Origin of the sequence: Pseudomonas sp. 2822-15 (assembly GCF_002742515.1) — a bacterium.
In the GTDB taxonomy this organism is placed as follows: Bacteria; Pseudomonadota; Gammaproteobacteria; order Pseudomonadales; family Pseudomonadaceae; genus Aquipseudomonas; species Aquipseudomonas salomonii.
On the sequence record NZ_LJRY01000436.1, the window covers coordinates 53,486 to 75,822 of the forward strand.

At 62.3% G+C, this 22,337-nt stretch carries 17 protein-coding genes and 1 pseudogene; 12 read left to right on the forward strand and 6 right to left on the reverse strand.

The window, feature by feature from the left end:
* Genes AOA59_RS31630 through AOA59_RS31675 form a run of 10 tightly spaced genes read left to right on the forward strand, consistent with a single transcriptional unit; the run spans position 1 to position 12,472 of the window.
* Positions 1-912, forward strand: a complete 912-nt coding sequence (locus AOA59_RS31630; protein WP_069786937.1) for a glycosyltransferase family 2 protein — start codon at positions 1-3, stop codon at positions 910-912.
* A 29-nt stretch (positions 913-941) separates the two neighbouring features.
* The gene (locus tag AOA59_RS31635; RefSeq protein WP_099490135.1) at positions 942-1,718 is read left to right on the forward strand and encodes a polysaccharide biosynthesis/export family protein; all 777 of its coding nucleotides are present in this window, start codon (positions 942-944) and stop codon (positions 1,716-1,718) included.
* A 14-nt stretch (positions 1,719-1,732) separates the two neighbouring features.
* Positions 1,733-3,724, forward strand: coding sequence for an exopolysaccharide transport family protein (locus AOA59_RS31640; protein WP_099490136.1), 1,992 nt, complete (start codon positions 1,733-1,735; stop codon positions 3,722-3,724).
* Entirely contained in the window at positions 3,724-4,914 is a 1,191-nt protein-coding gene (locus tag AOA59_RS31645) for a glycosyltransferase (RefSeq protein ID WP_099490137.1), read from the forward strand. The genes AOA59_RS31640 and AOA59_RS31645 overlap by 1 nt, the downstream gene beginning before the upstream one ends.
* Positions 4,904-6,232, forward strand: a complete 1,329-nt coding sequence (locus AOA59_RS31650) for a beta-galactosidase (protein ID WP_099490138.1) — start codon at positions 4,904-4,906, stop codon at positions 6,230-6,232. The genes AOA59_RS31645 and AOA59_RS31650 overlap by 11 nt, the downstream gene beginning before the upstream one ends.
* An 8-nt stretch (positions 6,233-6,240) precedes the next feature.
* Positions 6,241-7,458: a glycosyltransferase family 4 protein gene (locus AOA59_RS31655; RefSeq protein ID WP_099490139.1), complete on the forward strand. Its 1,218-nt coding sequence runs from the start codon at positions 6,241-6,243 to the stop codon at positions 7,456-7,458.
* The gene (locus AOA59_RS31660; protein ID WP_099490140.1) at positions 7,449-8,552 is read left to right on the forward strand and encodes a glycosyltransferase family 1 protein; all 1,104 of its coding nucleotides are present in this window, start codon (positions 7,449-7,451) and stop codon (positions 8,550-8,552) included. The genes AOA59_RS31655 and AOA59_RS31660 overlap by 10 nt, the downstream gene beginning before the upstream one ends.
* Positions 8,549-9,982 carry an O-antigen ligase gene (locus AOA59_RS31665; protein ID WP_069786932.1) on the forward strand — a complete coding sequence of 478 codons (1,434 nt, stop codon included), beginning with the start codon at positions 8,549-8,551 and terminating at the stop codon, positions 9,980-9,982. Before AOA59_RS31660 ends, AOA59_RS31665 begins: the two co-directional genes overlap by 4 nt.
* 2 nt (positions 9,983-9,984) lie before the next feature.
* Positions 9,985-11,394 (forward strand): lipid II flippase MurJ, encoded by a 1,410-nt coding sequence (locus tag AOA59_RS31670; RefSeq protein WP_099490141.1) that lies wholly within the window; start codon positions 9,985-9,987, stop codon positions 11,392-11,394.
* A 22-nt stretch (positions 11,395-11,416) separates the two neighbouring features.
* Positions 11,417-12,472, forward strand: a complete 1,056-nt coding sequence (locus AOA59_RS31675) for an acyltransferase family protein (RefSeq protein WP_099490142.1) — start codon at positions 11,417-11,419, stop codon at positions 12,470-12,472.
* Positions 12,473-12,579: 107 nt separating this feature from the next.
* Here AOA59_RS31675 and AOA59_RS31680 read toward each other — a convergent pair whose 3' ends face one another.
* From AOA59_RS31680 to AOA59_RS31695, 4 genes and pseudogenes are all read right to left on the reverse strand, one after another.
* Complete coding sequence (locus tag AOA59_RS31680) at positions 12,580-13,167, reverse strand: DUF4174 domain-containing protein (RefSeq protein ID WP_056858813.1); 588 nt, start codon at positions 13,165-13,167, stop codon at positions 12,580-12,582.
* A 176-nt stretch (positions 13,168-13,343) separates the two neighbouring features.
* The gene (locus tag AOA59_RS31685) at positions 13,344-13,964 is read right to left on the reverse strand and encodes a glutathione S-transferase family protein (RefSeq protein WP_099490143.1); all 621 of its coding nucleotides are present in this window, start codon (positions 13,962-13,964) and stop codon (positions 13,344-13,346) included.
* A gap of 13 nt (positions 13,965-13,977) precedes the next feature.
* Positions 13,978-14,079, reverse strand: a pseudogene (locus AOA59_RS31690) (GNAT family N-acetyltransferase); the annotation flags it as partial.
* A 76-nt stretch (positions 14,080-14,155) separates the two neighbouring features.
* Complete coding sequence (locus AOA59_RS31695) at positions 14,156-16,513, reverse strand: DNA polymerase II (RefSeq protein ID WP_099490144.1); 2,358 nt, start codon at positions 16,511-16,513, stop codon at positions 14,156-14,158.
* Positions 16,514-16,837: 324 nt separating this feature from the next.
* Between AOA59_RS31695 and AOA59_RS31705 the strand changes: the two genes are divergently transcribed.
* Positions 16,838-19,060, forward strand: a complete 2,223-nt coding sequence (locus AOA59_RS31705; protein ID WP_099490145.1) for a TonB-dependent siderophore receptor — start codon at positions 16,838-16,840, stop codon at positions 19,058-19,060.
* A gap of 44 nt (positions 19,061-19,104) precedes the next feature.
* On the opposite strand, the gene AOA59_RS31710 is transcribed toward AOA59_RS31705, so the two are convergent.
* Positions 19,105-19,572: an SRPBCC family protein gene (locus AOA59_RS31710; RefSeq protein ID WP_069786925.1), complete on the reverse strand. Its 468-nt coding sequence runs from the start codon at positions 19,570-19,572 to the stop codon at positions 19,105-19,107.
* 100 nt (positions 19,573-19,672) lie between these two features.
* Between AOA59_RS31710 and AOA59_RS31715 the strand changes: the two genes are divergently transcribed.
* On the forward strand, positions 19,673-20,074 hold the full coding sequence (locus AOA59_RS31715; RefSeq protein WP_099490146.1) for a GFA family protein: 402 nt from the start codon (positions 19,673-19,675) through the stop codon (positions 20,072-20,074).
* Here the strand turns inward: AOA59_RS31715 and mrdA are convergent, their stop codons facing one another.
* Positions 20,075-21,967, reverse strand: a complete 1,893-nt coding sequence (mrdA, locus tag AOA59_RS31720; RefSeq protein WP_056858820.1) for a penicillin-binding protein 2 — start codon at positions 21,965-21,967, stop codon at positions 20,075-20,077. It abuts the gene before it with no gap.
* Positions 21,968-22,337 lie beyond the last annotated feature (370 nt).

Genomic DNA, 22,337 nt, shown 5'->3' on the forward strand with positions numbered 1-22,337 from the left:
ATGCGCACCTCGTTGATCATCCCGACCCGCAACGCGTCCAGTCACCTGGCGCGACTGCTGCCTGCGCTGCACATGCAGACGCTGCAACCGGACGAGATGCTGGTGGTCGACAGCGCGTCCAGCGATGACACCGTGGCGCGCTTTCGCGAATTCGGCGCTCGGGTCGAGGTGATCGACGCACGTGATTTCAACCACGGCGGCACACGCCGCTGGGCCAGTGAGCAGGTGAGCGGTGAGGCACTGATCGTGATGACCCAGGACGCGATCCCCGCTGATGCCGAAACCTTCGCCAACCTGCTCGATGAATTGCAGCAAGACCCGCTCACCGGCGTGGCCTACGGGCGCCAGTTGCCGCACCCCGGCGCCGGCGTGCTGGGCGCACAGTCGCGGCACTTCAATTACCCGGACCAAAGCCGCACCAAGCGCATGGCCGACGCGCCCACGCTCGGGATCAAAACCTGCTTCAGTTCCGACTCGTTTTGCGTGTACCGACGCAGCGCCCTGCAGGCCGTCGGCGGCTTCCCCGCCGATGTGATCGGCAGCGAAGACGCCTACGTTGCCGCGCGCCTGCTGCTCGAAGGCTACACCGTGCGTTACGCCGCCACGGCGCGGGTGTACCACTCCCACGATTACCGACTCATGGATGAGTTTCACCGCTACTTCGACATTGGCGTGTTCTACGGTCGCGAGCCGTGGATCCGCCAGGCGTTCGGCGATGCCGGCGGTGAAGGTAAACGCTATGTACTGGCTGAGCTCGCGGCATTGCGCGCAGCCGGTGCATTGCACCGCGTGCCCGAAGTACTGGTGCGCAGCGCGTTCAAGTTGCTCGGCTACCGGCTGGGCCATCTGGAACGTCGGCTCCCCCTCGCCCTCAAGCGGCGCATCAGCATGTTCCCCGGTTATTGGAGGTGAGCATCATGACCTACAGGAAGTCCCCCTTGATGAAACGAACCTTACTCGTCCTGGCCATGATGGCGTTGGCCGCCTGCAATACGCCCGCACGCATCGTCCCGCCAGACGACCAGACCGTTGAAGACGGCAAACGCGCCCTCGACCAGCTTGCGCAACTGCCACCGGCGGTGGAGCGCATCCGCATCGGCGACCAGTTGCGCATCGTGCGGGATGCCGGGGAAATGCCGACGCTGTCGGCGTTCAACGTCAGCACCATCTATGAGCTGACGCTGTACACGGTGCAGACCGACGGCAAGATCAATTACCCGTTCCTGGGGCCGATCCAGGTCGCCGGGCGCCAGCCCTCGGAGCTGGCCACCGAGCTGAGCAACAAGCTCTCGCCGGTGTATCGCGAACCGCGGGTGACGGTGAACATCAACCAGGCACCCGGCAACTCGGTGATCGTCGGCGGCGCGGTGAATAACCCCACCGCCGTGCAACTGGGCACCGCCAACACCCTGGAGCAAGCCATCGTCGGTGCCGGTGGGGTCAACCCGTCGGGCAACGCGAGCATGGTCGCGCTGCTGCGCGAAGATGCCCAGGGCGCCTATCACGCCTACTTCCTGGATTTCAGCCAATACCTCAAGCCCGGTCCCAACGGGCGTAAACCGGTGCACCTGCAACGCGGTGACGTGGTGTTCGTGCCCAAATCCAATGTGGGCGAACGCATCCAGGGCGTGGATACCTACTTGAACCAACTGATCCCGTTCACCAAGTCGATCGGGGTTGGCTACAACTACACCCGAACCAGCGGCGGCAATAACTGAAGGAGCGACATCCCATGATCGAGATCCGTTCTTTTCGTGATCTTCTGCGCCTGTTCTTCATCTTTCGGCATGAGTTCAAACTGGCGGCCATCGCGGCGCTGGTGATCATCCTGCTGGGGGCCTTTTTGCTGCCGGCCAAGTACGAATCCACCGCGCGCCTGCTGGTCAAGCCGGGGCGTGATTCGACCTTGCCGATCGAGATCAGCAACCGCCAGGCCATCGTGATGCCCAGCACCCAGCGCGACCCGATTGTCGACGAAGAGCGCCTGCTGACCGGGCGGCCGATTGTGCGCACGGTGGCCGAGCATTACCTGGAAGTGATCGCCAACGCACCGCCGCCGGAAGGCTTCTGGAAGCGCACCAAGTACTACGTCAAGGAAGGTGTGGGCGCGGTATTCGACGGGATTCGCGTGGTACTGGAAACCGTCGGCATCCTGGAAAAGACCACCCCCGTGGAGCGCCTGGCCGCCAGCCTGGAGAAAAACTTCGAGGTCAGCCACGCCGTGGGTTCCACGGTGATGGATATCAGCTTTCGCTGGGGCGACCCGGAAATTGCCCAACAAGTGGTCAAGGACTGGGTCGAGACCTACATCGCCGAACGCACCCAGGCACTGGGCCGCAAGAGCCTGTATGCCTTCTACGAGGGCCAGGTGAACACCAGCGCCACCGAGATCAAAAGCTACAAGGAGCAGATCCTCAAGCACTTGAACGAGATCGGCGCGGCGAGCATCACCGATCGTCTGGAAGACTTGTCCGAGCGCATCAATGTGCTGCGTGGCGAGACCTTCAACACCACGCGCCTGATCGCCTCGTCCGACAGCGCGATCCAGAGCACCCGCGACCAACTCAAGGGCCAACCCAAGGAAGTCACCACGGTGCGCCAGATCGCACTGAACCCGCAGCAACAGGATTTGCGTCGCCTGCTCAACCAGAAGCTGCTGGAAAAGGCCGACATGATGCGCACCTACACCGATAACGCGCCGCCGGTCAAAGCCCTGGATGCGTCGATTCGGGCGATGCAGGCGCAGGTGGCCGGTGAAAGCAACACGGTGCAAAGCTCGGAAAACCGCGCGCCGAACACCCTCGAAATTCACTTGCAGCGCGTGCTGCTGGATGAGTCGAGCAATAACCTGGCGCTGCGCACCCAACTGGTTCAGCAGCAGAAACAACTGGTCAACCTTGAGGCGCAACGCAAGGAGGCACTGGAGATTGAACCGGAACTGACGCGCCTCTCCCGCGAGCTGAGCGCCACCGAGCGCAACTATGCGCTGTATGTGGACAACCTGGAAAAATCGCGCATCGACCGTGAGCTGGACAAGAGCCAGATCAGCAACATTGCAGTGATCGAAGAAGCCACCCTGAACCCAGGCCGGATCTTCCCGAAAACCCTGCTGATGCTGCTGTTGGCGATTCCGTTCTCGATCGTCGTCGGCCTGTTGGTGATTTACCTGTGCTACCTGCTGGACCAGCGCATTCACGACGGCGGCTTGGTGGAGCGCAAGTTCGGCCTGCCGCTGTGGACCACCTTGCCGGAGCTGGACACCAGCACCGCGCAGGGTACCAACGCATTCAATGCGAGCATTTACCGCCTGTATGGGCTGCTGCAGTTGGAACGGATTGCCGAGCACGGCATGACGTTGGGGCTGACTTCGGCACGCCATGGCGAGGGTGTGAGCTTTGTGGTCGAACAACTGCGCCAGTTGTTGCAAGAGAACGGCATCCACGTGCGGGTCGGCGGCGCGCAACCGGCGGCACCCGGCGAGCTGGTCCTGCTGGATGCCTCGGCGCTGCTGGATAACCGCGATGCCTTTATCAACCTGCGCCGCGCCGACCTGATCGCTTTGGTGGTGGAAGCGCAAAAAAGCACCGTGCCGGTGGTGGAACACGCGCTGTCGATCCTCAACACCGCGTTCGGCAAGGTGGACGGTATCATCATCAACCGGCGCAAATTCGAAGTGCCGGCCAAGGTGCTCAAAACCATCGCCAAATACCGGGGAGCGTTCTGATGCGCATCGCCCTGCTCGCGCCTTTGCCGCCGGAAAAAAACGGGATCGCCGACTACGCGAACCATTTCAAGACGGCCTTGGAGCAGTTGGGCGTGACGGTGGCGACACCGTTGAGCGGCGTGGAAGGCAGCACTGCCGCAATCCAGCAGGCGATCGCCGGGTTCGACTGGCAACGCGTGGACCTGGTCCACGCCGAGCTGGGTGGCGGGCGGTTGGGGGAGTTCCTGGCCCTGCGCGAGTTGCGCAAGGCCCATCCCACGCTGCCGCTGACCGCCACCGTGCATGACCCCGAACGCATGGTCTGGCGGCGGGAGCACCTGCCCTTTCCACTCAACCTGCTGGAGCGCCTGCCCAGCCCATTGCCGCAAGCGGCCGTGGTGCTGGCCGACCCGCTGACCTTGCGTGAAGAACGCCAGGTCGCCCAAGGCCTGACGCGCCTGATTACCCTCACCCGCCTGGGCGCCGATTGCTTGTCACAGCGCATGCAACTGCCGGCCGGCAAAGTGGCGGTGATCAACCACGCCAACCTGGCGATTGCGCCGGCACCGTTGCCCTCGCTGGACACCTTGCACCTGCTGTATTTCGGTTTTATCTACCGTGGCAAAGGCATTGAAGACCTGTTGCAGGCATTGGCCGATGCCTTCAAGCAAGCCCCCGAATTGCGTGACCGTGTGCGCCTGACCCTGGCCGGTGGCACGGCCGCCGAAATGGCGTTTGGCGCAGGCGGCAATTACCTGGAGCAGTTGAACAGCCAGATCGCCGACCTCGGCCTGGCGGGTGCCATCGACTGGCGGCTGAACCTGCCGGCGGACGAAATTGCGCAGACGATCCAGGCGCACCACGTGATGGTGCTGCCGTACCGCGAATCAAAAAAGCTCGGCCTGCTGGGGCGCCAACGCGGCACCAGTGGCGCGCTGTCCTGGGCCGCAGCCTGCGGGCGCGGGGCGATCACGTCGGATGCGCGCGCGTTTGCCGAAGAAGTCGCCAGCGGCAATGGCGCGATTTATCCCCAAGGCGATGTGGCGGCCTTGAGTGCACAACTGCTGCGCCTGGCGCGCACACCGACCCTGGCCCGCGACTGGGCCGAACGCGCCAGTGAAATCGGCCGCGAGCGCCTGTGGCCATTGACCGCGCGGCAGTTCAAGCAGCTCTTTGAAGAGGCCATTGCAGGAGCACCTTATGGCAGCTAAACGCACGTGGTTAGCCACCCTGGCCGTGGTCGCGGCAATCGGCCTCAGCGTCTTTATGTGGGGGCGTCAGGCCGATGCCGAAAACCATGTGCTCAAGGGCAACAAGGTGGTGGTGTGGAAGGACTTTCTGGGGGTGAATGCGCAGTTCCTGTGGTTCAGCCCGACGCTGTATCAGCTGCAAATCGACCGTCTCAAGGCTCTGGGCCTGCAATGGGTGCGCCTGGATCTGCATTGGGACCAACTGGAGCCCGCTGAGGGCCAGTATCAGGTCGCGACCCTGGATCAGTTGGTCGCCAACCTGCAAACCAACCAGCTCAAATCGGTGTTCTACCTGGTGGGCTCGGCGCCTTTCGCCACTACCGCGCCGGTCGATGCGCCGTATCAGGACCAGTACCCGCCCAAGGACCCGAATGTGTTCGCCAACCGCATGGCGTTGTTGTCGCAACGCTACCCCAGCGTCGATGCCTGGCAAGTCTGGAACGAGCCCAACCTGCTCGGCTTCTGGCGACCGGCGGCCGACCCGGCCGGCTATGCCAACTTGCTCACCGTCAGCGCCGCCGCTTTGCACGCAGTGAATGCCAACAAACCGGTGGTGGCCGCCGGCATGGCGTTCTTCAGCGAAATGCCCAACGGCCAGACCATGCTCTCGGCCCTTGGCGCGTTGGGTGTGGCCAGTTTGAACACGGTGATTTCCTATCACCCTTACACGCAGTTGCCCGAAGGCAACGACCCGGCGAACCTGGACTTTATCGCCAGGACCACGGCGCTCAACCAGTCCCTTCGCGCCGCTGGCGTGCACACCCTGTGGAGCACCGAGTGGGGTTGGTCGACCTACCCCGGCCCCAAAGACGCCCAAGACCTGATTACCTTGCAGGGCCAGGCCGATTATGTAGTGCGCCGCGTGGCGCTGATGAGCGCGATGGATTTCGACAAGATCTTCCTGTTCACCTTGAGCGACCTCGACCAGCGCGCCAGCGTGCGCGACCAGTCTTACGGCTTGCTCGACATCGACGCCAACCCCAAGCCGGTCTACACCGCCTTGAAGAACTTTCTCGACGTCAGCGGCCCGCAACTCACACCCGGCGACCCGCCCGCCGCCGATCAATTGCCGGACGGCTTGTTCAGCATCGGCTGGACCCGCGCCGACGGCCACAAACTCTGGTATTTCTGGTCGGCCCAGGGCGGCAACGCGCACTTGCCCGGTTTGACCGGCGCGACCCTGTACGACCCGCTGCGCGGCACGCAAACCCCGCTGAGTGGCACCGGCGGCCTGACCGTACCGGTCAAGTCGAACCTGCAAATTCTGTTATGGGATTGAGGCCTGCCATGCGCATTTTATGGATCCTGCCCTACTCACCCTGGCCCGCCACCAGCGGCGGCAAGACCCGCCAGTTCCACCTGCTGCGCAGCCTGGCCGCGCGCGGGCATCGGATCACCCTGCTGCTGCATGACAAGCACCCGGTGTCACTGACCGACCGCCAGGTGCTGGAAGCCTTCCTTGAGCAAGTGATCATCCTGCCGCGCCGCCCGCTGCGCAGCCTCAAGACCCTGGTGGCCGGGCTGTTGGCGCCCTACCCGCTGCTGGCGAGTGTGAATGGCCTGTCGGCGGGCTTGCAGGACACTTTTCAGCAACTGCTCAACGAGCATTGGGACGTGGTGCAGATCGAGCACACCTACACCTTCCAACCCTACGAAGATGCGCTGGCACGCAAATCCCAGCCGTTCGTCCTGACCGAACATAATGTGGAGTCGGCGTTGGGCGCCGCCACCTACGACCGCCTGCCGCGCTGGGCGCTGCCGTTCATTCGCTACGACCAATGGCGCTACAGCCGCTGGGAACACCGGGTGATGCGCCAGGCGGCGCAGGTGGTGGCGGTGACCGAAGCCGACGCGCAAGTGCTGGCTAAAATCGCCGGCAAACCGGTGCCGGTGGTGGTCAATGGCGTGGACTGCGATCACTTCGCCGCCGCCCATCCCGACCCGTCGACTCAACGCGTGTTGTTCCTCGGCAACTATGAGTACGCGCCCAACGTGGACGCCATCGAGTGGGCGCTGGATGAAATCCTCCCCAAGGTTTGGGAGCGCTGCCCACAGGCGCGCATGAGCGTGTGCGGGTTCGGCATGCCCGGCAGCTGGCGCGAGCGTTGGAAAGACCCGCGCATCGAGTGGCAAGGGTTTGTGCCGAACCTGTTGAACCTGCAATCGAGCTGCTCGGTATTCCTGGCGCCGCTGCGCCATGGCGGCGGGTCCAAATTGAAAGTGCTCGAAGCGCTGGCCGCCGGGTTGCCCCTGGCAAGCACCGAGCAAGGGGTGTCGGGCCTGGACCTGGTGGAAGGCCTGGACTACCTCGGCGGGCAAAGTGCCGACAGCCTGGCGGATGCCGTGGTGCGCCTGCTGCAATTTCCCGAGGCCGCCGCGCCCATGGGTGAAGCCGGCCGCGCCTATGTGCGCCGGGCCCATGACTGGAGTGTCGCCGCCAGCCAGCTGGAGCAGGTGTATGACTCACTGGCACCGCTCAATCAAAAGGAGCCCCTATGCGTGTAGGCCTGGATTACCGCACTGTCGGCACCTCACCGCAATCCGGCATCAGCCGCCAGGTGTATGCGCTTGAAACAGCCTTGCGCAGCTTGCCCGGCATCGAGCTTGAGCGCTTCACCGTGGCGCCGCTGGGCGATGAAACGCGCTTGCAGGCCCACTGCCCGGCGTGGGGCTGTGCGAAGACGGCCATGCATCAGCCACAGAATCGCTTGAGGTTCGAGGCCAGTTTCCTGCCCAGGGCCTTGCGTGAACAACAGATCGACCTGTATATCAGCACCTTCAACATGGGCCTGCCACTGCCACCCAAGCCCAAAGGCTTGCGCACCGTGGTGCTGCTGCACGACCTGTTCCAGATCACGTTGAACAACTACCACGCCAACCGTTTAAAGGCGTTGATCTACAAAACCAGCGATCGCCTGTCGATCAGCTATGCGGTACACAGTGCCGACCGGGTGTGGACGCCATCGCAGTACAGTGCCGATGAAACCACGCGGCTGTTCCCCAGGGCTGCTGGCAAAGTGCGCGTGCTGCCCAATCAGGTCGATAGTTTTATCGAACTGGCGGCGGACCTCACCGCGCGCCGGCTGCCGCCGCGTTACTGGCTGTTGGTGGGCACCCGCGAACTGCGCAAGAACGTGCCGTTTCTGGTGGAGGCCTGGCAACAGGCGCGCAGCCTCTCTCCCGCTGTACCGGAGCTGGTGTTGGTCGGCAGCCTCGACCACCTGCCCGAAGCCCAGCGCAGCCTGCCGGGGATTCGCGCCTTGAGCGGCGTGTCGGATGCCGAGCTGCACGCCTTGTATCGCCAGGCCACGCGCCTGTGGCAGCCGTCCTATGCCGAAGGCTTTGGCTTGCCGGTGATCGAAGCGCTGAGCGTCGGCACGCCGGTGGCGGTGGCCAGCGGCACCTCGCTGGATGAAATCACCCCGCCGTCGGCGCCGCGCTTTTCGCCCACCGATGGCCCGGCGCTGGTGCAATTGATGCTGGGCCTGAGTGATCAGGCGGATGAAGACTCACCCGAGCAACGTCGGCAATGGGCGCAGCGTTACAACCCGCTTGCCTATCGCCAACGCCTGGCCGAACTGATCGAGGAATTGAAATGAGATTCTCCCTGGCAAGCCTCGTCGCCATCCTGTTCGGCCTGCTGTTTGGCGCCCTCGCCTTGATGCTGTCACCGGCCAAGGCGTTTCTCGCGGTGATCGGACTGGCCGCTGCGGTGACCATTTTGCGCTTCCCGTTCTGGGGCTTGCTGCTGTTCGCCGGGATGGCAACCTTTATGCCCTACTCCACGCTCAACCTGGGTATTCGCAGTACGGTCAGCGAAGCAATCCTGGCGCTGACCTGGGGCGCGGTGCTGTGGCACAGCTTTCTGGCCCGCGTGCCGGCCACGCCGAGCCTCACACGCCGCCCCACCGACCAGATGCTGCTGTGGCTGATGCTGTTCAGCGTGTTCCCGTTTATCGTCGGCCAAGTCACCATTCACGCCGACAGCAGTGGCGTGGCGAACTGGCTGCGCTGGTTGCTGAACCTGTCGGGGGTGTTTCTGGCGGCCAAGTTGCTGGTGGACCACAAGCACCGCGAATCGTTGGTGATCGCCCTGTTGCTGGGCACCCTGGCGATGCTGGTGCTGTCGATTGCAGTGTTCGTGCGCACGCGCTCGGGCGCCGGCATTGCGCCGGTGCTGGCGCTGTTCAATTACGGCAACTTCGACACCCTCAAATTCGGCCTGGAGGCGATGTCCTCGCGCATGGGCTCGCCATGGATGCACCCGAACGCCATCGGCGGGATCATGGCCCTGCTGCTGCCCTTGGCCTTCTGCTTCGGCATGACCGAACAGGGCTGGAAGCGTGGGTTGGGCCTGGGCGTGGCGTGCCTGGGGGCCGCCGCTTTGCTGCTGGCCAGTAGCCGTGGGGCGATGGTCAGCCTGGCGTTGGTGCTGATCTGGATGGCCACGCGCCGCGTGCCGTATACCGGCCGCTTGTTGATGATCGGCGCGGCGCTGACCGTGGCGCTGGTGATGGCTTACCCGCCGTTGCAGGACCGCCTGGCGACGATTTTCTCCTCGGATAACGCCAGTACCGAAATCCGTTTCGACGAATACCGCATGTTCCCCCAGGCGGTCGCAGCCTACCCGTTCGGCATCGGCTTCAAGGTCGACCCGCCGGTGCCGGGCACGCACTTTCTGGGGATCTCCAACCTGTGGCTGAACTACGTCTACAAGATCGGCATTGTCGGCATGCTGTTGTTTATTGCCGTGACAGTGCGCTGGTGGCGTGAAGCGCGCCCGGAAAAAGGCCCGATCCGCCTGACCAAAGACAACGCGCTGTGGCTGGGCAGCACGGCCGGGATTCTGTCGGCGCTGGTCAGCGGCCTGTTTGACCACTACTTCAGTTTTGCCGTGGTGATGGTGTCGCTGTTCTGGCTGATGGTCGGCATCAATGTGCTGGAGGCCCGCCGCCTGTTTCCGGCGCGCCTGCCGCAGGTCAAGACCGTGGTGTACCGCAAGCCGCTGCTTGACGGCGTGCGGCCTTAATCATGCTCGGCTCTGCCGTCTGGCTGACGCTTGCGACCTTGCTGGGTCTGTGCCTGGGGTTCGCCCGCGAATGGCTGCTGGTGGCCGCGTGGGGCGCCGGAGAACGCAGTGACGCCTTCCTCATCGCGCTGTTTTTGCCCGAGGCGTTGCGCATGTCGTTGGCCGGTGGCGTATTGAGCGCCGCCGCGCTGCCGCTGTACCTGGCACGCAAGCACGGCGAGCGCCTTGACTGGCTGGCAGTGCTGTTCCCGGCCTTGATGTTGATTGCGCTGGTCACCAGCCTGCTGCTGACGTTGCTGGCGCCGTGGCTGGTGCAATTGCTCGGCCCGGGGCTGGCGGCCAGTGCCACGGCGCTGGCCGCCGGCAACCTGCAAATCGTCGCGTGGTGCGTACCCGGCTTGATGCTGCATGCGCTGTTCAGTATTCCATTGCAGGCCAGCGAGCGATTTGTGCTGGCGGGGTTGGGCTCGTTGCTGTTCAACCTGCCGCCGGTGACCTACCTGGCGTTGGCGGGCACGGCCACGCAACCGCATGCCCTCGCCTTGGCGTGCCTGGTCGGCAGCCTGTTGATGCCGCTGGCGTTGCTGCCGTCGCTCTGGCGCCAGGGCTGGCGGCCGTGGCGCTGGCAACTGTCCTTTGCGCCGCTGCGCGAGCTGGGCCAGCGCATCGGGCCGCTATTACTGAGCAATGGCGCCAGCCAGGGCCTGGCCTTGATCGAACGGCTGGTGGCGTCGCTGCTCGGCGAAGGCGCGGTGACCTGGGTCAACCTCGCCCGCAAGCTGATGAACCTGCCGCTGATTGCGCTGATGAGCCTTAACCAAGTGCTGCTGGGCATGATGAGCCGACGCCAGGGCGATGAGCGCCTGGCCCTGCTCAAGCGCGGCCTCGAAACCGCCAGCGTGCTGACCTTGCCGGCCGGTGTTGGCCTGGTGGCGGCGGCGCCGAGCCTGGTGGCCCTGCTGCTGCCCAAACAATCGGCGGACTCACCGTTGCCGCTGCTGCTGGCCTGGTTTGCCGTGCCGCTGGTGTTCGGCGCCTGGAATGCCTTGCTTGCGCGTTATGCCTACGCCGCCGGCGATACGCGCCAGCCGCTGCGTTGCGAGCTGCTCGGCAGCCTGGTCAATGTGCTGCTGCTGGGCGTGCTGCCGTTTGTGTTTGGCCTGGAGGGTATTCCCTTGGCCGCACTGGCCGGTGTGATATGCACCGCACTGCTGCTGATGCAACGCCAGGCATTACTCAATGCTTTGCCCTGGACGCGGCATTGGCTGCTCAGTGCGCTGATGATGAGCCTGGCGGCGCTGCTGCTGTTTCCAATTCAAGGCGTGTGGCTGCAACTGGGGTTAAGCACCCTGGCCGGCGCCGTGGTGTTGCTGGGCATGGGGCTGTGGCTCAAGCCATGGCGCAAGGCATGAACGATCGGTCGGGGGCAGTCGGATGAAACATCGTTGGATTCAAATGGATATCGCCAAGGGCATCGGCATCCTGCTGATCGTGTATGGCCACAGCTGGTTCGTGGCCAACTCCCTGGAGTTGCAGTATCCGATCATTGCTTCGTTCATCTTGCCGCTGTTCTTCTTCCTCTCCGGGGTGTTCTTCAAGCCCGAGCAACCCTTTGTGGAGATGGCAGTGCGCAAGGCCGACGGCCTGCTCAAGCCGTTTTTCTTCACCATGCTGGTGTACGTGCTGGTGCGCGATGTACTGCGCGGCCAACCGCTGCTGCCGGATGTCGGCGGCGTGTTGTATGCCTCGGTGGACACCATCCCCTGGCAGGCGCTGTGGTTTCTGCCGCACTTCTGGGTGGCGATTCTGTTCAGTTGGCTGATGCTGCGCCTGATCCAGCGCCTGAAGCTGTCACTGCCCGTCAGTTGCCTGCTGATCGTGGTGCAACTGCTGATCGGCATCCGGGTTTTGCCGTGGTTCTGGCAAATACCGGTGACGGTCGGCGAGCAGACCTGGACCCTGCCTGGCTTACCCTTCGGCCTCGAGATAACCCTGATCAGCAGCACTTACTTCATCTACGGCTACCTGCTGCGCGACTGGCTGCGCAGGCATGATGGTTCGCTGCTGACGCTGGTGATTTCGGTGGCGTTGTTCGCAGCGGTGTTCCTCTACAGCCACGACACCATGGACCTGGCGCAGCGGCGCTACGACCATTGGCTGTGGACCAGCCTGCTGGCGGTGATTGGTGTGTACGCGAGCTGGTCACTGGCGCGGGTACTGATGGCATCGGCGGGCATCACGCGGGGGATGACGTACATCGGGCAGTCCACTTTGATTCTGTTGATTTTTCATGGAGAGATTCAGCATAAGACCGTTGACCTGATGGAGCGCGTGGGCCTGCATCCGTTGCTGTCGGCGTGCATCGGTTTGGTGGTGGCGGTGGTGGTGCCGTTGCTGATCGGGGAAGTGATCAAGCGGGTGGCGTTGTTGCGGTTTTTCTACTTTCCGTTTCCGGTGCGAAAGGCGCCGAAACCTTTGGAACAGCGCTGAACCCATGTGGGGGCTGGCTTGCCTGCGATGGCATCAACTCGGTGTACCTGATACACCGAGGTGTCTGCATCCCAGGCAAGCCAGCTCCCACATTGGCTCATGTATGTTCAATCATCGAGTTGTGAGGCAGCGGGTTTGCTGCCGGCCTTTGCAGGCTTGGCAGGTTTACCATTCTTGGCCGGCGCAGCTGCAGCAGCAGGCTCAGGCTCAGCCGGTGCGGCGAGGTCTTTTTCAGCCTGGGGCATCTGGTCAATGGCGCTGAAAAACTCCTTCAAGTCGAGGGTATCCGGCGGCACGGTCTTCTCGAGTTTCTTCTCACCGTCCTTGCCCACCAGGATCACCTTGGTGCCACTGCCAGCGCCCAGCTTGAGGGCACGTATCAGCGCATTGGTCTCCGGCGGCGTGAGCTTCTTGTTGTCCTTGGCATCCTTGGCGAACTTCTCGCCTTCAGCGCCGATACTGCCGAACTTAACGGTGTAGAACACCATGTTGCGTTCTTCAAAGGACTGCTTGTTGGCAGGCTCGTCCAGCTGTTTCTTGAGGGTCGCCAATGTTTCGTTGCCGGAATCAAGCTCCACCACCACCAGTGGGCGGGACTTGTTCAAGTCCTGCTTGAGTGGGTTGATATCATCCGCGGCCAACAGCGGCCCCGTAAAAGCCATCAAGGTAGCCAGGGTCAGCGACCGGATGAGCATGCGCACCTCCTTTGAATTCCATGCAGGGTTCTTGAGTTTCATGTCTGCGACAGTCAATTTCAAGGATGATTCCTACACCTCGTTAAGAAGCGTAGGTCAGTAAGCCTGCCACGCAAGGGCTCAAATGGGGTTATCAGTCATTGTTTCTTCTGATTGCGGAACCATAACGCGGCGTTCTATTGCGGCCAGTGCCGTGCAAACACTGGCGCCACCACCGGGTCGGCATCCACCCGCGCCAGCGTTTGGGCAAAGCCTGGCGCGAGGTTGCTCAACGCCTCCCGCGCCGCGTCCCAGCGCGACACCGCAGCCGCCATAATGCCCAGGGCGTTCGGCACATTGCCTGGGGCGAACAACTGGTCGGCAAACTGCTCGGCGAACACCACCCAGGCCTGGTGCAGGTAACGGCGCGTGCCGCTGATCAATTGCGCCTGTGCGGCGTCATCCACATTACCCAGCCAGCGTTGCGGGTAGTCGATAATGCCGACCGCCGAATAGCAATTGGCGGCGATGTATACCAGCCCGCGCAGGATCTGCGCACGGTTGCCGGCAAGCAGCTCGGAGGCGGGAAATTCCAGGCCCAGGTGGATCAGGATCGCGGCGCTTTCGGTCAGCACTTGCCCATCGGGCGTCACCAACGTGGGGATTTGTTTAAGTGGGTTGATGCGTGCCAGGGCATCACTGCCGTCGCTGTCTTCCCAGGAACTGGCGTCGATTCGCCGCCACGGCACCGCGCAACGCTGCAGGGCGATTTCGATCATGCAGGAACCGGATTCGTCGATGCCGTAGAGCGTGTACATGGCTGCTATCTCCTTAGCGTTGCAGTTTGGCCTGCAAGTTGGCCTTCACCGGCGGCCATTGCGAATCGATGATGCTGAACCGCACCGAGTTGCGCTTACGCTCGTGGGGCATGAGTCATGGGAAGCTGCGCCGTCTGAGGGTGTCATCAGAGGCCAAGAGTGCAGGCGCGCCCCACGCGCAGGCAAGCGTTTTAAAACAGGCCCATTTGCCCGCCGACCAGCGTGCCGAAATCATCATTGACGAACGGCAGGATCGCGTCGGCCACCGGCTGCAATTGCCGGGTGACGTAGTGGTCGTAGTCGATCGGCGCCTGGCGTACTTCCAGCGGCTGCGGGCCGTTGACCGTGATCACATAGCTGATCCAGCCGCCGCGCTGGTACTGGCGCGGGCGCCCCAGGCGGTCGTTGTATTCATCCGCCAGGCGTGCGGCGCGCACATGCGGCGGCACGTTGCGCTCGTAGTCGTCGAGTGGGCGGCGCAGGCGTTTGCGATAGATCAGCAGGTCGTCGAGTTCGCCGCTCAAGGTACGCCGCACATAGTCGCGCACGTAGTCTTGATACGGCTGGCGATGGAAGATGCGCTGATAGAGTTCCTGCTGGAATTGCCGGGCCAGGGGCGACCAGTCGCTGCGCACGGTTTCCAGGCCTTTGTAGACCATTTCTTCGCTGCCGTCGGCGCGTATCACCAAGCCGGCGTAGCGCTTTTTGCTGCCCTCCTCGGCGCCGCGAATGGTCGGCATCAGGAAGCGGCTGAAGTGGGTTTCGTATTGCAGCTCCAGGGCGCTTTGCAGGCCGAATTCGTTATGCAAATGCGCGTGCCACCACTCGTTGACGTGCTGCACCAGTTCGCGGCCGATGCGGCTGGCGTCATCCGCAGCATGCGCGCTGCCGAGCCAGACGAAGGTGGAGTCGGTGTCGCCGTAGATCACGTCATATCCCTTGGCCTCCACCAGTTCACGGGTCTGGCGCATGATCTGGTGCCCACGCATGGTGATCGAAGACGCCAGCCGCGTATCGAAAAACCGGCAGCCGCTGGAGCCAAGCACGCCGTAAAATGCATTCATGATGATTTTAAGGGCCTGGGACAACGGCGCGTTGTGTTCACGCTTGGCCACTTCGCGGCCTTCGGACACCCGCGCGACAATCGATGGCAGGCAATGCCGGGTGCGGGAAAAACGTGCACCGCGAAAGCCCTCTACCGACTCGCTGTCGTCCGGGTGCTTGAGGCCTTCGACCAGGCCCACCGGGTCGATGAGAAAACTGCGGATGATCGACGGGTAAAGGCTTTTGTAGTCCAGCACCAGCACCGATTCATAGAGGCCGGGACGCGAGTCCATCACGAACCCGCCGGGGCTGGCCTGGGGCGGTTTGTCGCCCAGGTTCGGTGCGACAAAGCCCTGGCGGTGCATCAGCGGCATATACAGGTGCGTGAACGCCGCCACCGAGCCGCCATTACGGTCGGCCGGCAGCCCGGTGACGCTGGCGCGTTCGAGCAGGAACTTGAGCAATTCGGTCTTGGCGAAAATCCGCGTGACCAGCTCGCAGTCCTTGAGGTTGTAGCGCGCCAACGCCGGTTTGTCCTCGGCGAACATGCGGTTGATTTCGTCCATGCGCTGGTACGGCGTGGAGATGTCCTTGCCTTCACCGAGCAGGGTTTGCGCGACGTTTTCCAGACTGAAGGATTCGAAACTCCAGGTGGCCGAACGCAAGGCCTCGATGCCGTCGATAATCAGCCGCCCGGCTGCGGCGGCGAAGTAGTGGTTGCGACTGCCATGTTCGCGCCAGGCCATGGCCTCACCGCCACGGCCAAGCAGCAGCGGTACGTTGAGACGCTGGGCATGTTCGTGGAGCACGCGCAGGTCGAATTGCACCAGGTTCCAGCCGATGATTGCATCGGGGTCGTGGGCGGCCAGCCATTGGTTGAGGCGTTCGAGCAGTTGGGCGCGGGTATCGCAATAGTCGAGCTTGAAGTCCACTGCATCGGTTTTGTTTGGCGGGCCGAGCATATATACCTGACGCTCGCCGCAGCCTTCCAGGGCAATGGAATACAGATCGCCTTGGGCGGTGGTCTCGATGTCCAGGGACACCAGTTTGAGCGGCGGGCGATAGTCCGGCGCAGGTTTCATCTGCGCCTCAAGCAAGGTGCCGCTGGCATCCGGCGTACCGCCGAACCACACGGGCGCGGTGATGAAGCGCTCCATCATGTAACGCTCGGGCGGGCGCACGTCGCCTTCGTAAACGTCGACACCGGCGGCGCGCAGGCGCTTTTCCAGGTCCATCAACTGGCGGTGCTGGCGGGTGTAGAGACCCAGGACGGGACGATGGTGAAAATCGCACAATTGCAACGGGCGCAGTTCGATGTCGCGCTCGCCCTTGAGCAACCAGTCGAGCGGCTTGCGATGGGCTTGCGGGATAAACATCACCGAGGTTTGCACGGGTAGGCGCACACAGCGTGGGCCCTGGTCGGTGGCCAGCCAGAAACTGACCTCCGTGCCCGCCGCCGTGTCGCGCCAATGCCGGGTCAGGACAAAACCCTGCTGTAAATCCACCGTACCGCACCTCAGGAATCGCTTTCAGGGCGTGATTCTACTCGGCATCCGGGCAAACGCGATGGGCGATGGCATTAACCTTTGCGTTTGTACTCCGCGCCGGGTCCATCGCCCTTGCCCAGGCGGCCGAAGACGCGCCTGCCGAACGCACCTTTGCCGCCGCTGGTCGGCAGCTCGCGCCTGCGCGGACAACGATTTCACAAAACGGTTGCGAAATATTAATGACAATTACTATCATTCGCGCCGGAGTCGTATCCGCGCAGTGAGGAAGCGCAACGTTGTTGCCCTTTTCCTCACATTGACGGTTCGCCGTCCGGATCGACCATGCCCTCCTGCAACCCAATTTCTGCGCCGTTTCGCCCTACCCTGCTTGCCCTTTGCTGCTCCCTGAGCCTGGCTGCTCATGCGGCAACCCCAGATGCCAACAACCGCCCGGACGGCAATACACTGGAATTGGGGGCCACCACTATCAGTGCCGACGCACCTGCACCGAATGCTTTGCCGCCGGTTTACGCCGGTGGCCAGGTCGCGCGCGGCGGCCAGTTAGGTGTGCTGGGTAACCAGGACATCATGGACGCGCCGTTCAGCATGTCCTCCTACACCGAAAAGTTGATCCGCGAGCAGCACGCGCAAACCGTCGGCGACGTGCTACTCAATGACTCGTCCGTGCGCCAGGCGTCGGGCTATGCGAACCAGGCTCAAGCCTTTGTGATTCGTGGCCTGCCGCTCAATGGTGACGATATTTCGTTCAACGGTTTGTACGGCATTCTGCCACGCCAGATCATGTCCACCGATGCCCTGGAACGGGTTGAAGTGTTCAAAGGCCCCAACGCGTTCATCAACGGCGTCACACCCAGCGGCTCCGGCATCGGCGGCGGCGTCAACCTGCAACCCAAGCGCGCTGATGATGTGCCTTTGCGCCGTTTGAGCACCGATATCAGCAGTGATGGCCGGGTGGGTGAACACCTGGACATCGGCCAGCGCTTCGGCGAAGACAACCGTTTTGGCGCGCGGGTGAATATTTCCCAGCGCGAAGGCGACACCGCCATCGACGACGAAAGCCAGCGTTCGAAGCTGTTTTCGGTCGGCCTGGACTATCGCGGCGATGCCCTGCGGGTGTCCGGCGACTTTGTTTATCAGAAGCAGCAGGTCAATGGCGGACGCAACACGGTGTTGCTCGGCAATGGGCTGACCCATATCCCGAATGCGCCGTCGGCCGACACCAACTACGCGCCGAACTGGGGCACCACCAGCCTGGAAGACACCTTCGGCATGTTGCGCGGCGAGTATGACCTCAACGATAACTGGACCGCCTACATCGCCGGCGGCGCCAAGCACACCAACGAGCTGGGCCGCTATTCGTCGGTGACCTTGAGGGACACACTGGGCAATGCCACAGTCAGCGGCTCGAACATTGCGCATCAGGAAGACAACACCAGCCTGATGGCTGGCCTGAACGGCAAATTCCAGACCGGCGCTGTCAGCCACAAATTGAACCTCGGCTTGACCGGCATCTGGACCCAAACCCGCAACGCCTTTGACTTTGCCTCCGGCAGCCAGCCGACCAACATCTACAACCCGGCTGACGTGACGGCACCGGCCAAAGGCGGTTTCACCTCCGGCAGCGACCTGAACGACCCCGGCATCACCGCCAAGACCTTCGCCCGCAGCGCGGCGGTGTCGGACACCTTCGGTTTTATGGATGACCGCTTACTGTTCACCGCCGGCCTGCGTCGCCAGGAGCTGGTGGTTCAGGGCTACGCCTACGGCACCGGCACACGCACGGCCAACTACGCCAAGGGCATCACCACGCCGGTGTATGGCCTGGTGTTCAAGCCGTGGGAGCATGTGTCGCTCTACGCCAACCACATCGAAGGCCTGGCGTCAGGGCCGACTGCACCGTCTACCTTCAGCAGCGCCATCGTGACCAACGCCAACCAGACGTTTGCACCCGCGCGATCGAAACAGACCGAGGCCGGCGTCAAGGTCGACATGGGCACCTACGGCGCAACGCTGGGTGTGTACCGAATCGAGCAGCCGACCCAGGGTTTTTCCCAGCTGAATGGGGACGGCACAGCGACCTTTGTCTTCCAGGGCGAGCAAGTCAACAAAGGTGTGGAGCTGAACGTCTTCGGCGAACCCGTCAGCGGCTTGCGCCTGCTGGGCGGCGCGACAATCATCCACACCGAAGTCAACGGCACGGCAAACGGCGCCAACGACGGCAACCGCGCCATTGGCGTGCCGTCCTTCCAACTTAATGCCGGCGTGGATTGGGATGTGCCGGGCCTGCAAGGCGTGAGCGTCAATGGCCGTATGCTGCGTACCGGCGGCCAGTATGCCGATGCGGCGAACAACCTCAGCCTGCCGGCCTGGAACCGCTTCGATGTAGGCGCTCGCTACAACTTCAAGGTGGCCCAGCGTGATGTGAGCCTGGGTGCCACGGTGGAGAACGTGGCGAATACCAAATACTGGGAATCGGCGCTGGGCGGTTACCTGACCCAAGGTGACCCACGTGTGGCCAAGTTCTCGGCGACGGTGGATTTCTAAACGCGTTGTAAACACCTGAGTCAGCGGATTTGCACATCGCTGGCTCAGGCGCGGCGGGCCTGGTTCAGGTAATTTTCGATGTTGCCCATTTGCTCGTCCCAGCCTCGGGAATTCATCCTGAAGGCTTTTTGGCGACGGGCTTCGGGCACTGCGTCAAAACCTGATTCGACTACCCGCAGCACGATGCCGGGCGCGCGGTCTTCGAGGGTGAACTCTACCAGGGTCGGTGTTTCGTGGTCGTAGTCGACGCCCTTCTCCACAGCGTAAGGGTGCCATCTGAATGAGAACAGGGTTTGGGGCAGGATGCGCACGATTTCCGCCTTCCACACCACATGTTCGTAGCCTGGGTAGGTGATCGGCGCCTCGATGGTTTTTCCAGCGGTAAAGGTTTTACCCTTGAGGGCGACTCCGAACCACTCGCCAAATTGCTCGGCATTGGTAAGCGCTTCCCAGATTTGTTTGCGTGGTACGTTGAGCAGGACTTTTCGTTCGATGCGATCTAATACATGCATAAGTCACCTCCTCCATTGACAGTAGGCGACAACAAACAATGCGCAACCTCAGGTTGTAAGCAATGATGATTGTCTCCGTCCTTAATCAGGCAATACGTGTATGACTGACCCGCTGAATGGAAGTTGCTTCTGCAAAGCCGTGCGCTATCAAATTGACAGCGTGGACATGCCCATCAGCCACTGCCATTGCGACAGTTGCCGCAAGGTGCATGCAGCCGCATTCGTGGCCACGGCCGGAGTCATGCGCGAGCACTTTCGCTGGATGCAGGGTGAGGCGCTGCTGTCGTCGTTTGAATCGTCACCGGGCAAGCTCAGGCATTTCTGCTCGCGCTGCGGCTCACACCTGATGGCTGAGCGTCGGCATCAGCCCCATGTGATTGTGCGGGTGGCGACGCTGGATGATGACCCTGGCGTGCGGCCCACCTCGCACATCTGGACGGCCCATGATGTGCCCTGGCTTGCTTACGCAGGCGTAGAGCACTGGGATGAGTGGAAGGTTTGACTAGACGTGCGGGTCACCGGGCGCCTTGGCGGGGGTCGCATATTGCGGCTTGAGATGGCCTTCCTGATCCAGCAGCCAGGCGTCCATGATCTGCCGCACTACCGGGCCTGCCACGCGGCCACCGGCCTCGCCGTTTTCGATCATCACCGAGATCACGATTTTCGGATGTTCGGCCGGCGCAAAGCCGACGAACAAGGCGTTGTCGCGATGGCGCTCCAGGGTCTTGTTGCGGTTATAGCGCTCACCCTGCTTGATCGCCACCACCTGCGCAGTACCACTCTTGCCGGCGATCCTATATTGAGCACCGGCCGCCGCCGCACGGGCGATACCACGGGGGTCGTGCATCACCAGTTGCATGCCGTGGTTGACCTGCTCCCAATCACGCGGGTCCTTGAGCACCACGTTAGGCATCGGGTTCTCGTCCACCGGCGGCACGCCGTTGATGGTCTTGGCCAGGTGCGGCCGGTTCCACACACCTTTGTTGGCGATCAATGCAGTGGCTTGGGCCAATTGCAATGGCGTGACCTGCATATAGCCCTGACCAATGCCGAGAATCACAGTTTCGCCCGGGAACCAGGGCTGACGCCGCGTCGCGCGCTTCCAGGCCTGGGAAGGCATCAGGCCGGCTGATTCTTCGAACATGTCGAGGGAGACTTTCTGACCGAGGCCGAACTCGGCCAGGTAGTCGTGCAGGCGATCGATACCCAGCTTGTGGGCCAGGTCGTAAAAGTAGGTGTCGTTGGAGCGCATGATGGCTGCGTCCATGTCCACCCAGCCGTCACCGCTGTGGTTCCAGTTGCGGTATTTGTGGTCAAAGTCGGGCAGTTGGTAGTAACCGGGGTCGAACACTCGGGTTTGCGCGGTCACCACGCCACTGTCGAGGCCGGCGATGGCCACTTCCGGCTTGATGGTCGAGCCGGGCGCGTAAAGGCCGCGTAGCACACGGTTGAACAGCGGTCGGTCGATGGAGTCGTGCAGCGCGGCATATTCCTTGAAGCTGATGCCGGTGACGAACAGATTCGGGTCAAAACTCGGCTTACTCACCATGGCCAGCACTTCGCCGGTTTGCGGGTCGAGGGCCACTACCGAACCACGGCGATCGCCCAAGGCCTCTTCCGCGGCTTCCTGGAGCTTGACGTCGAGGCTCAGCACGATGTTTTTGCCGGGGATCGGGTCGGTATGCTTGAGTACGCGCAAAACGCGACCCTGGGCGTTGGTCTCGACCTCTTCATAGCCGACATGGCCATGCAGCTCGGACTCGTAGAAACGCTCGATACCGGTCTTGCCGATGGACTGGGTACCGCGGTACTCCACCGAGTCGAGGGCCTTGGATTCTTTTTCGTTGATTCGACCAACGTAGCCAATCGAGTGGGCAAAATGCGCGCCCAACGGGTAATGCCGCACGAACTGCGGTTCGACGTCGACGCCCGGCAAGCGGAACTCGTTAACGGCCAGCACGGCAATCTGCTCTTCGGTCAATTCGTAGAACAGCGTCACCGGCACAAACGGATGACGCGCTTGTTTCAACGCCTTGTCGAATACCGCGCGGTCTTCGGCGGGTAAGTGCAACAGGCTGACGATAGCGTCCAGCTCGCCCTTGAGGTCAGTGGTGCGCTCACGAGTGATGGTCAGGTTGTAGCTGGGACGGTTGTCGGCCAGCACCACGCCATTGCGGTCATAAATCAGCCCGCGCGTCGGCGTTATCGGCAGTACATGGACCCGGTTGTTCTCGGAAATCGTCGAGTGATAGTCGTACTGCACCACCTGCAGGAAATACATGCGCCCGACCAGGGCGCAGGTAATACCAATCACCAACAGTGCGCAGGCAAGCAAGCGCTTGTTGACCAGGCGGTTTTCTTTTTCGTGATCCTTGATCGGTATCGGTTCAGGCATTTCTACAGCATCTCGTTGAAGAAGGTCGACGCCGCATCCTGCGGGTGAAATATCCATCCTTGTGAAAATGTGCTGCACCTTACCAAAAATGCAGAAACACTTTGCATTGATTTCCCCAACGGCATGGTGTTTTGTCAGACAAGCACCGATTTTGTGCTCGAAAAGGCCTCAATCCCGGAAGTGCGATCACTCCGATGCCCCTCCAGTGTTGTGCAGGGCGCGTGTGAGGATGGCGGTCTGGAGGGTGCCGATTGAGCTGATCAAGGCGCGGAGGCTTCGAAGTCGCTTGGCGCTTTTCGACCGCCCAAAACAAAACCCCTGATTGCGTTAGCAATCAGGGGTTTCGGAATTTAATCTTGACGATGACCTA

Excerpts from the sequence above, each read along its gene's own strand:
- AOA59_RS31630 (WP_069786937.1), top strand. The coding sequence starts at position 1 with ATGCGCACCTCGTTGATCATCCCGACCCGCAACGCGTCCAGTCACCTG.
- AOA59_RS31635 (WP_099490135.1), top strand. The coding sequence starts at position 942 with ATGAAACGAACCTTACTCGTCCTGGCCATGATGGCGTTGGCCGCCTGC.
- AOA59_RS31640 (WP_099490136.1), top strand. The coding sequence starts at position 1,733 with ATGATCGAGATCCGTTCTTTTCGTGATCTTCTGCGCCTGTTCTTCATC.
- AOA59_RS31645 (WP_099490137.1), top strand. The coding sequence starts at position 3,724 with ATGCGCATCGCCCTGCTCGCGCCTTTGCCGCCGGAAAAAAACGGGATC.
- AOA59_RS31650 (WP_099490138.1), top strand. The coding sequence starts at position 4,904 with ATGGCAGCTAAACGCACGTGGTTAGCCACCCTGGCCGTGGTCGCGGCA.
- AOA59_RS31655 (WP_099490139.1), top strand. The coding sequence starts at position 6,241 with ATGCGCATTTTATGGATCCTGCCCTACTCACCCTGGCCCGCCACCAGC.
- AOA59_RS31660 (WP_099490140.1), top strand. The coding sequence starts at position 7,449 with ATGCGTGTAGGCCTGGATTACCGCACTGTCGGCACCTCACCGCAATCC.
- AOA59_RS31665 (WP_069786932.1), top strand. The coding sequence starts at position 8,549 with ATGAGATTCTCCCTGGCAAGCCTCGTCGCCATCCTGTTCGGCCTGCTG.
- AOA59_RS31670 (WP_099490141.1), top strand. The coding sequence starts at position 9,985 with ATGCTCGGCTCTGCCGTCTGGCTGACGCTTGCGACCTTGCTGGGTCTG.
- AOA59_RS31675 (WP_099490142.1), top strand. The coding sequence starts at position 11,417 with ATGAAACATCGTTGGATTCAAATGGATATCGCCAAGGGCATCGGCATC.
- AOA59_RS31680 (WP_056858813.1), bottom strand. The coding sequence starts at position 13,167 with ATGCTCATCCGGTCGCTGACCCTGGCTACCTTGATGGCTTTTACGGGG.
- AOA59_RS31685 (WP_099490143.1), bottom strand. The coding sequence starts at position 13,964 with ATGTACACGCTCTACGGCATCGACGAATCCGGTTCCTGCATGATCGAA.
- AOA59_RS31705 (WP_099490145.1), top strand. The coding sequence starts at position 16,838 with ATGCCCTCCTGCAACCCAATTTCTGCGCCGTTTCGCCCTACCCTGCTT.
- AOA59_RS31710 (WP_069786925.1), bottom strand. The coding sequence starts at position 19,572 with ATGCATGTATTAGATCGCATCGAACGAAAAGTCCTGCTCAACGTACCA.
- AOA59_RS31715 (WP_099490146.1), top strand. The coding sequence starts at position 19,673 with ATGACTGACCCGCTGAATGGAAGTTGCTTCTGCAAAGCCGTGCGCTAT.
- mrdA (WP_056858820.1), bottom strand. The coding sequence starts at position 21,967 with ATGCCTGAACCGATACCGATCAAGGATCACGAAAAAGAAAACCGCCTG.